8 protein-coding genes are annotated in these 11,380 nt (G+C 60.0%); all 8 read left to right on the top strand.

Annotation, left to right across the window (positions count from 1 at the left end; translation table 11 throughout):
* Positions 1-95: 95 nt before the first annotated feature.
* The 8 genes from CRD18_RS05590 (at position 96) to CRD18_RS05555 (ending at position 11,177) form a co-directional block, all read left to right on the top strand.
* Entirely contained in the window at positions 96-1,670 is a 1,575-nt protein-coding gene (locus CRD18_RS05590; RefSeq protein ID WP_187406580.1) for a UDP-N-acetylmuramoyl-L-alanyl-D-glutamate--2,6-diaminopimelate ligase, read from the top strand.
* 132 nt (positions 1,671-1,802) lie between these two features.
* Entirely contained in the window at positions 1,803-3,329 is a 1,527-nt protein-coding gene (murF, locus tag CRD18_RS05585) for a UDP-N-acetylmuramoyl-tripeptide--D-alanyl-D-alanine ligase (protein ID WP_187406579.1), read from the top strand.
* Positions 3,330-4,436: a phospho-N-acetylmuramoyl-pentapeptide-transferase gene (mraY, locus tag CRD18_RS05580; RefSeq protein WP_016423002.1), complete on the top strand. Its 1,107-nt coding sequence runs from the start codon at positions 3,330-3,332 to the stop codon at positions 4,434-4,436.
* Positions 4,433-5,911 (top strand): UDP-N-acetylmuramoyl-L-alanine--D-glutamate ligase, encoded by a 1,479-nt coding sequence (murD, locus tag CRD18_RS05575; protein WP_049170263.1) that lies wholly within the window; start codon positions 4,433-4,435, stop codon positions 5,909-5,911. The genes mraY and murD overlap by 4 nt, the downstream gene beginning before the upstream one ends.
* Positions 5,904-7,712: a putative lipid II flippase FtsW gene (gene ftsW / locus CRD18_RS05570; RefSeq protein WP_049170264.1), complete on the top strand. Its 1,809-nt coding sequence runs from the start codon at positions 5,904-5,906 to the stop codon at positions 7,710-7,712. Before murD ends, ftsW begins: the two co-directional genes overlap by 8 nt.
* Before the next feature lie 4 nt (positions 7,713-7,716).
* Entirely contained in the window at positions 7,717-8,889 is a 1,173-nt protein-coding gene (gene murG, locus CRD18_RS05565; protein ID WP_016422999.1) for an undecaprenyldiphospho-muramoylpentapeptide beta-N-acetylglucosaminyltransferase, read from the top strand.
* A gap of 13 nt (positions 8,890-8,902) precedes the next feature.
* The gene (gene murC / locus CRD18_RS05560; protein WP_049170265.1) at positions 8,903-10,396 is read left to right on the top strand and encodes a UDP-N-acetylmuramate--L-alanine ligase; all 1,494 of its coding nucleotides are present in this window, start codon (positions 8,903-8,905) and stop codon (positions 10,394-10,396) included.
* A 4-nt stretch (positions 10,397-10,400) separates the two neighbouring features.
* Entirely contained in the window at positions 10,401-11,177 is a 777-nt protein-coding gene (locus tag CRD18_RS05555; RefSeq protein ID WP_049170266.1) for a cell division protein FtsQ/DivIB, read from the top strand.
* Positions 11,178-11,380 lie beyond the last annotated feature (203 nt).

Genomic DNA, 11,380 nt, shown 5'->3' with positions numbered 1-11,380 from the left:
ACAGACTTTTATTACTTTGGTTTCTGCAAAGTGAATCTCTTGAATTTTTCCAACCTGTTGTACACCAACGACTGACTTGAAAGAGGGAACAGCCAATGACCGCCACCCTTGCGAAATTGTGTAACCTCGCGCATGGCCGACTTGACGGCATTACCGAATCCGCGGCGGCAGGAGCGGATATCGCCGCAATCGAACTCAACGCTGCCGAAGTGCCTGAAGGCGAAATGTTTGCTGCCGTCCCAGGTACTCGCACGCATGGTGCGCGCTACGCGCAGCAGTCGGCTGCTACAGCGATCCTGACTGATGAGGAAGGTCTGAAAATCCTGCGGGAAGCAGGGGAGACTCGACCAGTCCTGGTTGTCGACGATGTCCGGGCCGTCATGGGGCACGTTGCTGCAGAAATCTACGATCACCCCTCGGATTCACTGACCATCATTGGGGTTACCGGCACCTCTGGCAAGACCACCACGACCTACATGCTGGAGGGCGCGCTCCTGGCAGCTGGATGCTCGACAGGCATCATTGGTACTACCGGCACGCGCATCAATGGCCGTGCCGTTCCGTCGAGCCTGACTACCCCAGAAGCTCCGGCCCTCCAGCGCCTGTTCCACCAGATGCTCTCCGAGGGGGTGACGCACGTTGTCATGGAGGTTTCTTCTCACGCACTGTCGTTGGGGCGTGTAGACGGAGTCAGTTTCGAGGTCGGGTGTTTCCTCAACCTCTCGCAGGATCATCTGGACTTCCACAAGACCTTGGAAGAGTATTTCCAAGCCAAGGCCAAGCTCTTTGATCCCGCAGGTCCGACACATGCACCGAAGGCTGTCGTGTGCATCGACGACGACTGGGGTGTCCGCATGGCAGATATCGCTGCCGGCGACCCGGATGTCCAAGTCACCACTGTCCATACTCAGCATCGCGTAACCGACAAGACGCCAGCTGCCGAGGTCTTTGCAGAATGGCACGCCGCTGCAGCCACTGTCGCCACCAACGGTGTCCAACATGTGGAGCTAACGCGAAATAACACTGACACAGTTGAGGTGGAAGTTCCTCTGCCGGGTGCTTTCAACGTTGCCAATGCCGCAGTCGCATGGGCTGTGCTCGATGCGATTGGGCATGCCAATCACGCGGCCAAGAGCGGTCTGGCACAGGTGCGTGTGCCAGGCCGCATGGAGCGCATCGATCGCGGACAGGACTTCCTGGCTGTGGTGGACTATGCCCACAAGCCAGCCGCAGTAGCTGAAGTGTTGGCCACCTTGCGTGCACAGACCGAAGGTCGCGTGCTGGTTGTCGTCGGCGCCGGTGGCGACCGCGATAGTGCCAAGCGTCCAATTATGGGAGCTGAGGCTGCATACGGTGCCGATGTCGTCATCATCACCGATGACAATCCACGCTCCGAGGTGCCCTCTGAAATCCGTGCGGCCGTGGTCGCCGGTGCGAAGGAAGCGGTTGCCAGCGGCAAGGCCAGTTCTGACACGGTTGTTGAGGAAATCGGCGATCGCGGCCAGGCAATTCGCCGTGTCGTCGAGCTCGCCCACAGCGGCGACAGCATCGTGGTGGCAGGCAAGGGACACGAAACCGGCCAGAATATCGGTGGCGTAATTCACCCGTTCGATGACCGTGAACAGCTGGCCGAAGCACTCACACAGCGACTGGAGGGATCCGCTGATTGAGATTGCTGAAATCGCTGAGGAAGCGCACCACCTGACATGCCTACCGCGAACCATTCGCGGTAGGCGAATAAAATCAAGAAATCATCCTTTACTAGGCGCCTGGAACTCTAACCAACAAGGACTATAGACATCATGATTGCCCTGACCGCCGCGGAAATCGCTCACATCGTGGGAGGTGAACTCGCCCACGTCAATGATGACGCCACAGTGACTCAGCCCGCAGAATTCGACTCCCGAAAGATTCGCGAAGGCTCGCTCTTCCTCGCCCTGCCGGGCGCGCGTGTCGACGGCCACGACTTCATCGATCAGGCTGTAGCAGCTGGAGCGCCGATGGCACTGGCGGCACGAGATGTTGGGCAACCTGCGGTCGTCGTCAAGCCTCTTGGTAAGCAGGACTCCAATGCCGACGCATTTGCACACGATCCGGATGGTTCCGGGGCGGCGGTGCTGGAAGCGCTTGGTAAGTTGGCGCGTTACGTCGTCGACGAGCTGAAGAAGGATCAGCTGCATGTCGTCGGTGTGACGGGTTCGGCGGGAAAGACGTCGACGAAGGACATGATGGCGACGCTGCTGCGTACCGACGGTCCGACGGTGGCGCCGAAGGGGTCGTTTAACAACGAAATTGGACATCCGTACACGGTGCTGCAGTGCACTTCGGAGACGAAGTACCTGGTTGCGGAGATGAGCGCACGCGGAATTGGGCATGTGGCCCACCTGGCGCGCATTGCGCCACCGACTATTGGTGCGGTGCTCAATGTTGGCACGGCGCACCTTGGTGAGTTTGGCTCGCGCGAGGCAATCGCGCAGGCTAAGGGCGAGCTCGTGGAAGCGCTGCCGGCTGCGGAGCAGGGCGGTGTGGCCGTACTTAATGCCGACGATGACTACGTCACTGGCATGGCTCCGCGTACCCAGGCGAAGGTGGTGTTCTTCTCTGCAGATGAGAACTCCGAACGCCACGCAACCGCGGATTACCGCGCCACGAATGTGCAGCTCGACGATTTTGCTCGTGCATCTTTTGACCTGCATGTACCGGACGGGCGTACATTCCCGATCCAACTGCAGGTCTATGGTGCGCACCAAGTGGCCAATGCCCTGGCGGCGATTGCGGTGGCAGTGGAATCCGGTATTGATGCTGAGCAGGTCGCAAAGGCGATGGCCGCGCATGTGGCAGCGTCAGAGCGGCGCATGGATGTCCAGCAGCTCACTGGCAACATCGTCGTTATTAACGATTCCTACAATGCCAACCCTGATTCGATGCGTGCGGGGATTGATGCTCTGGCACGTACAGCAGCTGGCCCAACGCACCAGGACGCCTCATCGTGGGCCGTGCTGGGACAGATGGGTGAGCTTGGTGATTCCGCTGAAGATGAGCACTCGTCGCTTGGCGAGTACCTTGTGGGCCGCGGCATCGATCGACTAATTGCAGTCGGAGAGAGTTCTAATGTGCATGCCCTGGCCGACAAAGCGGAAGAGTTGGGGTTAAATACTTCTAGGGTGCCGGATACATCCACTGCCGCGGATTTGGTGGCGGCCGAGGTGCGTCCGGACGATGTGGTGTTAGTCAAGGCCTCCTATGCGGACGGTATGTGGCGGGTCGCGGACTCGCTGGCTGCCAAGGTTGGGACTACGCCCGAAGGTGAAAGCGGAGAGGAAAAGTAAGTGATTCAACTTATTCTCAGTGGTGCGATTGCATTTCTGGTGAGTGTCTTTTTAACACCAGTGCTTATTCGCAAATTCTCTGCTGAAGGTCTTGGCCAGGAGATCCGTGAAGAAGGGCCGAAGAGCCACCTGCGCAAGCGGGGAACTCCGACTATGGGCGGCATCGCCATCATCGCCGCAATCGTCGCTGGTTATTTCCTCTCACACCTCGTTACGTATATCCAGACTGGCGTGGGGCCGTCCGCCTCCGGTCTGTTGGTGATGTTCCTGGTTCTGGCGATGGGCGCATTGGGTTTTGCCGATGACTTCATCAAACTCTACAAAGGACGCAACCTGGGGCTGAACAAGACCGCGAAGCTGGTTGGGCAGCTGGCGGCAGCGCTGATTTTCGGCGTGCTGCTGCTGCAGTTCCCGGATGCGTCTGGCTTGACTCCCGGTTCGACGAGCTTGTCGCTGATTCGAGATATTCCGTTCCTGAATCTGGCACCGGGGCCTGTGTGGTTCGGCATGATTGTCTTCCTGGTATTTGTCTTCATCGTCATTGCCGCATGGACGAATGCCGTCAATCTCACTGATGGCCTTGACGGCCTGGCCGCTGGCGCCACCGCGCTGCTACTGGCCACCTACACGCTGATTTCCTTCTGGCAGTTCCGTAACTCTTGCGAGGCTTCGCTGGGCAGCGGTTGCTACAACGTCCGCGATCCGCTGGATATCGCCGTTATTTCCGTCGCGGGTCTGGGCGCCTGTTTGGGCTTCCTGTGGTGGAATGCAGCGCCGGCAAAGATCTTCATGGGAGATACCGGTTCGCTGGCTCTTGGCGGTTTGGTAGCGGGTCTGTCATTTGTCACCAAGACTGAGCTGCTGATGGTTATCATTGGCTTCATCTTCGTGATGGAAGTTGCTTCCGTGGCAATCCAGATCGCGGTTTTCCAGACGACTGGCAAGCGCGTATTCCGCATGGCTCCTCTCCATCACCACTTCGAAAACGGAGGTTGGGCGGAGACAACTGTTGTCGTTCGCTTCTGGCTACTCGCAGGCATTTTCAACATGATTGGCGCAGCCATCTTCTACAGTGACTGGCTCTCTCAGGTAGGCGTATTTCAATGATTAACTCACCAGACCCGACCAACCTCACCGATATCCGAAATCTCGACTTAGTCGCTACGGTGCGCTCTGGTCGAGTTCTGGTGGCAGGAGCCGGAGTTTCCGGTCGCGGTGCCATTGCGATGCTCAAGGACATCGGCTGTCCGGAAGTTGTCGTCGTGGACGATTCCGCTCTCGGCGCACTGGTTGCCGCTGACTTTTCGGTTCGGCATGTCACGACCGCAGACGCTCGCGACGAGCTTGCCGACGCGGTTGCGATCGTGACCTCCCCGGGGTGGCGTCCGACCAGTCCGCTGTTCGACGCCGCCGCTGAGGCCGGTGTCCCGGTATTCGGTGATGTGGCGCTGGCTTTCGCCGGCGACTGTGCCCAGCTGTGGGGTCCGAAACGGACCTGGCTGGTAGTCACCGGCACTAACGGCAAGACCACAACCACCTCCATGCTGGCCGCCATGCTCGGGGAGCAGGGCGCAGCTGTGGGCAACATTGGTGTGGCCCTGTACGACGCACTGACTGCTGAGCCTCGTATCGAGGTGTTGGCCGCAGAGCTGTCCAGCTTCCAGCTGCACTGGGCTCCAAACATTCGCCCAGATGCGGGAGTACTGCTGAACCTGGCGGAAGACCACATCGACTGGCACGGTTCTTACGAAAACTACGGTCTGGACAAGACCCGTGCGCTGCGCGGTACTGTCGCAATCTACGGTGCGGATGACGCAGATGTCGTCGAGCACGTGGAAAAGATGCTGAAAAACGACGAGCTCGGCAACTCCGTCGTGGGCTTTACCGATGGTCCCCCGGAGGCACACCAGGTCGGAGTTCGCGACGGCATGATTGTCGACCGTGCTTTTGGCGGCGGCGATGCCGCAGCTGACGACTCTGGTCCGGGCATTGTCATCGCACCGGTAGCGGGAATTTCTCCTCCCGGCCGGGCAGGTGTTCTCGACGCGGTGGCCGCCACTGCGATGGCGCGCAGTATCGGTACCTCACCGGAGCAAATTGCAGCGGCATTGGAGACTTTCGAAGTTCGGGCACACCGCGGTCAGATTGTCCATAAGGCAAATGATGTCGTGTGGATTGATGACTCCAAGGCCACCAACCCCCACGCTGCCGACGCTGCACTGTCCGGTCATGAGCGTGTCGTTTGGATCGTCGGTGGTCAGCTCAAGGGCGCGGAAATCTCGCCGCTAGTGGCGAAGCATGCTCACCGCCTGCAGGCCGCCGTGGTTCTGGGCGTCGATAGGCAACTAGTCAGCGATGCGCTCTCCCGCATCGCACCTGCTGTGCCGGTCGTTGTCATTGATGACACCGACAAGGTCGATGCCATGGCGAAGGTCTGTATGGCAGCTAGTGAATATGCCAACCCTGGGGATGTGGTGCTGTTGGCACCAGCTGCCGCCAGCTTGGACATGTACTCCGGTATGGCTGAACGTGGCGACTTGTTCGCGCAATGGGCGCAGAAGGTGACGTCAACTGATGGATAACTCCCGCAAGGCTCGTAATTTAAGCGCTAGCGCCGCGACGGCACAAAAGGGGACGAAGGCTACCAGTTCACAGCGGCCTTCGTCGTCAAGCTCTAGTGCTCGAGAACGGCCGGCGTGGGTGGAGCGTTTTAACGACTGGAAGTCGCGTCCGCTGTTCGACTACCACCTGCTGATGATTATCGTCGCGCTGCTGACGTCAATCGGACTGGTGATGGTGCTGTCGGCATCCATGGCCAGCGCGGGTAATGACTCGGGCAGCGTGTGGTCGGTGTTCATCCGTCAGCTGGTCATGGTGGTGGCGGGTCTTATCTCCATGTGGATTGTGCTGCGAATGCGGGTGGAATTGATTCGCTCGCTATCGACAGCAGCGCTGATTTTGTCCTTTGTGCTGCTGGTTTTGGTGATTATCCCTGGTATCGGCATCGGCCTGGAGGAAACCGGTGCGCGTTCGTGGCTGAGTATTGGTGGTATCACCATGCAGCCGTCAGAAATCGCGAAGATCGCGCTGGCACTGTGGGGTTCGAAGCTGCTGGCTGAAAAGGTCCGCACTGCTGTGTCCTATACCGATTTGTTCGGGCTGTTCGGTGCGGTCAGCTTCGTGGTATTGGCACTGGTGATGCTGCAGCGTGACCTCGGCATGGTTGCTTCCATGGCGTTCGTCGTGGTGGCGTTGGCGTGGTTCGCTGGCCTGCCGCGCGTATTCATCACCGGGCTGCTTGCCGCTGCGGCTTTCGCCCTGGTGATTTTTACCGTCACCGCGGGTTTCCGTTCGGCGCGAATCAGGGTCTACTTGGACTCGCTGGTTGGTAACTTCAACGACGTGCAGGGCGATGCCTACCAGTCCTACCAAGGCTTTCTTTCGCTTGCCGACGGCTCTCTCACCGGTGTCGGTCTCGGTCAGTCGAGCGCGAAGTGGGGATACCTACCGGAGGCGAAGAATGACTTCATTTTCGCCATTATCGGTGAGGAGACTGGTTTCCTCGGCGCGCTGATGGTTATTTTGCTCTACGCAGCGCTCGGCTGGGTGGGACTTCGTATCGCCGGTCGTCAGAACGATCCGTTTCTCCGTCTGCTCGCGGGCACGATTACTGCTGCAACCGTGGTGCAGGCTTTCATCAACATCGGCTACGTCGTTGGTGCGTTGCCAGTGACTGGTCTGCAGCTGCCGCTGATTTCCGCCGGTGGTACATCGGCGATGGTGACGTTGTTCTCGATGGGTCTGCTGGCCACATGTGCCCGCCACGAATCGGAGGCAGTCTCTGCAATGCAGACTTCGGGACGTCCGGGGCTGGACAGGTTCCTGGGTATTCCGGAACCAATCCCGTATGACGAATCGCGTCGCCACGCGCCGAAGGTGCGTGCCCATCGCGATCCGCAACGCTTCGGTCCTCCCGTGGTGACCAGTGGAGCGCGTACTCCACGCGGCGAGGGGGCGCAGGTGCGGGAAACCTACAGTGGCCGAGCTGACCGACCCAATCGGCCCGGCCGTAGTGGAGGCAGCCGCAGTGGTCGAGGTGCCGCCCCGCAGCGTGGCTCCCGAACCTCCGGCAGCTCCGGAAACTCGGGCAGCGTTCGTGGCCGCGAAGTGGATTATTCCCCTCGCAGTGACAACGGACGGACGCGGGGATTTACAGCGAGGTCGCCGCGGGCTGGACGGTCACAGGGCTCCTGGTCGTCGTCAAGCTCAGGCCGGGGCAGTAGGATTCGGGGCGAAGGCCGTGGCGGACAGTCGCGTTCGCGCCAGCGCCCGGGCCGAAACAATAGGAACGGCGGTTCAGCACCGCGGAGGAGGAATCGATAACACCATGGCAGACAAGAATCTGGGCGCAGCCGCTGGGGCGAAAGGCGCTTCGGAGTCTGAGCAGTTTCTCAAGGAAGATGGCTCTGCTCCGACCATTGTGGTGGCCGGCGGTGGTACGGCTGGCCATATCGAACCTGCACTGGCAGTAGCGGATGCGATTTTGAAACTGCAGCCGGATGCCCGCGTCATTGCACTCGGTACGAATCGGGGGTTGGAGTCGACCCTCGTACCGGCGCGAGGCTATGACCTGGAGCTGATTCCGCCAGTGCCGGTGCCGCGCAAGCCGACTGCGGATTTGTTCAAGCTGCCTCTCAACGTCGCTCGTGCGGTGCGTGAGACCCGCAAGGTTTTCAAGCGTATTGACGCTGATGCGGTCATCGGCTTTGGTGGCTACGTATCGGCACCGGCCTACATGGCGTGCCGTGCGGGGAAGAAGATTCCGTTCCTGGTTCACGAGGCCAACGCCCGTGCGGGCCTGGCCAATAAGCTCGGTGTCGCACTCGGGGGCGTCGGCTTGGCCGCCGTGACTGGCTCTGGCCTGAAGGCCGAGGTTGTTGGCAATCCCGTGCGTGCCAGTCTCGCGGCGTTGGACCGCGACGCCAAGCGTGCCGAAGCCCGCGAGTTCTTCGGTTTACCGCAGGAGGGTCCGGTGCTCTTTGTCACCGGTGGTTCGCAGGGGGCACGTTCCATCAACGAAGCTGTTACCGGTGCAGCCGCAGAGCTCGCCAACGCCGGTGTATCTGTACTGCATGCCTACGGCAAGAAGAATCACGTCGAGGTCGAGGCTATCCGCGAGGACGCCCCCTATGTCGCTGTGCCGTACATCGACCGGATGGATCTGGCGTACTCCGCCGCCGACCTGATTTTGTGCCGTTCCGGTGCGATGACGGTGGCTGAAGTCTCAGCTGTCGGCTTGCCTGCGGTGTATGTACCGCTGCCACACGGAAATGGGGAACAGGCGCTCAACGCCACCGATGTCATCGATGCTGGTGGCGGTATTCTCATCGCCGACGAGTCGCTGACTGCGGCATCAGTTTCGGATATCGTGATTCCGCTGGTCACGTCCCCAGAAAAGCTTGCCGACGGGCGCCGCGCCCTGGCCAACATTGGACATGGTAACGCTGCGGAGAACATCGCCCGTCGGGTGCTGTCTGCGGCTGTGAACTCTAAGAAGTAAAGCGAGCATAAACATGAACGTTAATTTCGATGACTTTCAGCCGGTAACGGGAGAGCTGCCCGCAAGTGTCCACATGATTGGCATTGGCGGTGCCGGTATGTCCGGTATCGCTCGCATCCTGTTGGCGCGTGGCATTCGTGTTACCGGTTCCGATGTCAAGGAGTCCCGCGCGGTGGTGGGACTGCGTGCGATGGGAGCCACCATCGCCATTGGGCATGACCGTGCGAATCTTGAGCTTGCTGGCGAGGGAGAGCTGCCGGACGCAGTGGTCATTTCCTTCGCAGCTATTCCGAAGACGAATCCGGAGCTGGCCGGTGCACATGAGCTGGACATTCCGGTGCTCAAGCGCTCCGATGTGTTAGCGCTGTTGATGCAGGACTCCAAGGCTCTCCTGATCGCCGGTACTCACGGCAAGACCTCGACTACGTCGATGACCGTCGCCGCTTTGCAGGCAGCTGGTTTGGATCCGTCTTTTGCCGTTGGCGGTCTGATGAGCAAGGCCGGTGTCAATGCTCACCAGGGCAGTGGCGATGTCTTTGTTGCTGAGGCCGATGAGTCGGATGCCTCGTTGTTGACCTACCAGCCGGAAGTGGCCGTAATTACCAACATCGAGCCCGATCACCTTGACTTTTTCGGTGACGACGAGACCTACTACGCCGTCTTTGACGCTTTTGCAGAGCGCATTAAGGATGGCGGTCATCTGGTCATCTGTGCTGAGGATCCGCATGCGGCCGCATTGGGCGAGCGCGCGGTGGAGCGCGGCATTAACGTGCTGGCTTATGGTGGGGAAGAAGCCTTGGCTCAACACCCGACGCTGCCGGTCGGTGCCGTTTTGCACGGCTGGACTCCGGTCGGTGGTGGTGCCCGCGTGGAGGCCACTGTTGGCTCGACATCGGTGAGGTTTGAACTTCATCAGCCCGGCCGTCACATGGCGCTCAACGCGCTGGCTGCAATGGTCGGTGGCGACTGCGTCGGGGCAGATTTGGGGCGTATGGCGCGCGGTCTCGGTGAATTCACCGGTGTCCGTCGCCGCTTTGACTACCACGGCAGTATCGGCGAGGGCCCATTTGTTGGCGCTCGTATCTACGACGACTACGCGCATCACCCGACCGAGGTCTCCGCAGTTCTCGGCGCAGCTCGGGAGTTGGTCACCGAGGCCGGTCGTGGCAAGGTCATCGCTGTGTTCCAGCCTCACTTGTACTCGCGTACTCGCAACTTTGCCGAAGAGTTCGCTGCCGCCCTGTCTCTGGCGGACAAGGCCGTATTGCTCGATGTCTTCGGCGCCCGCGAGGAGCCACTGCCGGGCGTCGACGGCGCGCTCATTGCCAACAAAATGACCATCCCTGTGACGTATGAGCCGCATTTCACCAGCGTCCCGGCTCGCGTTCGCGAAATCGCCGAACCGCACGATGTCATTCTGACCATCGGCGCTGGCTCTGTGACGATGCTTGCCGACGAAATCGTGCGCGAGCTCAGCGGCGACAACGACGAACAGGTGGAGTCGTAGCACTGTGAAAACCAGCCGAAAGCAATCTCAGCAGACCGACGGTGCAGGCCGGGGCACAACAGCGTCGCGGCGTCGGCGTTCAGCGCGCGCCCCGCGACGCGGCTGGCTCATCGGCGGTGGCCTGGTCGCGATTATCGCCATCGTTGCAGCGGTGGTGTGGTTTTCGCCGTGGCTGGTTGTGAAAAACATCGATGTTGAGGGCGTCGTCCACGGGGATAAAGACGCGATTGTCGAGGCCAGTGGTATCTCCGAGAATCAAAAGCTCATTCGCTTGGACACGGATGCCTCAGCGCGCTCCGTGGCGGGGCAGCCGTGGGTCGATAGCGTGACGGTCAGTCGTTCGTGGCCGCAGGGCGTGACTATTTCGGTACGGGAATTCACCCCGGTGGTGTTTGTCCGTGCCACTGACGGAGAGCATCTGTTTTCCGCAAATGGTCAGGAGTTCGTCACGGCAGCCCCGCCGGCGGGTGTCATCGAGGTTGTTGATGCACCTCGCGTGGATGAGCCAACAGACGGCAAAGTTGACCCCGAACCGCGCGTTATCAAGGCGGTTTTGAACGTCGTCAAGGCGTTGCCAGAGCCCGTTGCACACCGTGTGGAGCGGATTAGCGCTCCTTCCGAGGCAGAAATCAAGCTATTTCTGACCGATGGATACGAGGTGTACTTCGGGTCCTCGGATAATGCGGCAGAAAAGGCACGCGCGACGGAGATTGTGCTGAACCGTGGCGAGAAGATTTGGAATGTCTCCAACCCCCGACTACCCGCTGCTAAGGGAGAGTAGAGAATGGTGGTGTCTGGAGTGATTTCTGTGGCTAAACACTATCCCTCAAGTGCAGGTTTAAGGTAGCGACACGCGCTAAAAGGTCGCTGAATTATTTGCAGTTTTCGACCACAATGGGGTCAACAGCTTTTCGGCCATGATGCACTTCTTCCGTGCGGTGTCATGGAGAGCTGTACTGCCCGGCGGTGCCAATGCTGTCGTGC

Origin of the sequence: Corynebacterium sp. LK31 (assembly GCF_014335015.1) — a bacterium.
Classification (GTDB): Bacteria; Actinomycetota; Actinomycetes; order Mycobacteriales; family Mycobacteriaceae; genus Corynebacterium; species Corynebacterium jeikeium_D.
This window is presented reverse-complemented; position numbering and strand designations above follow the sequence as displayed.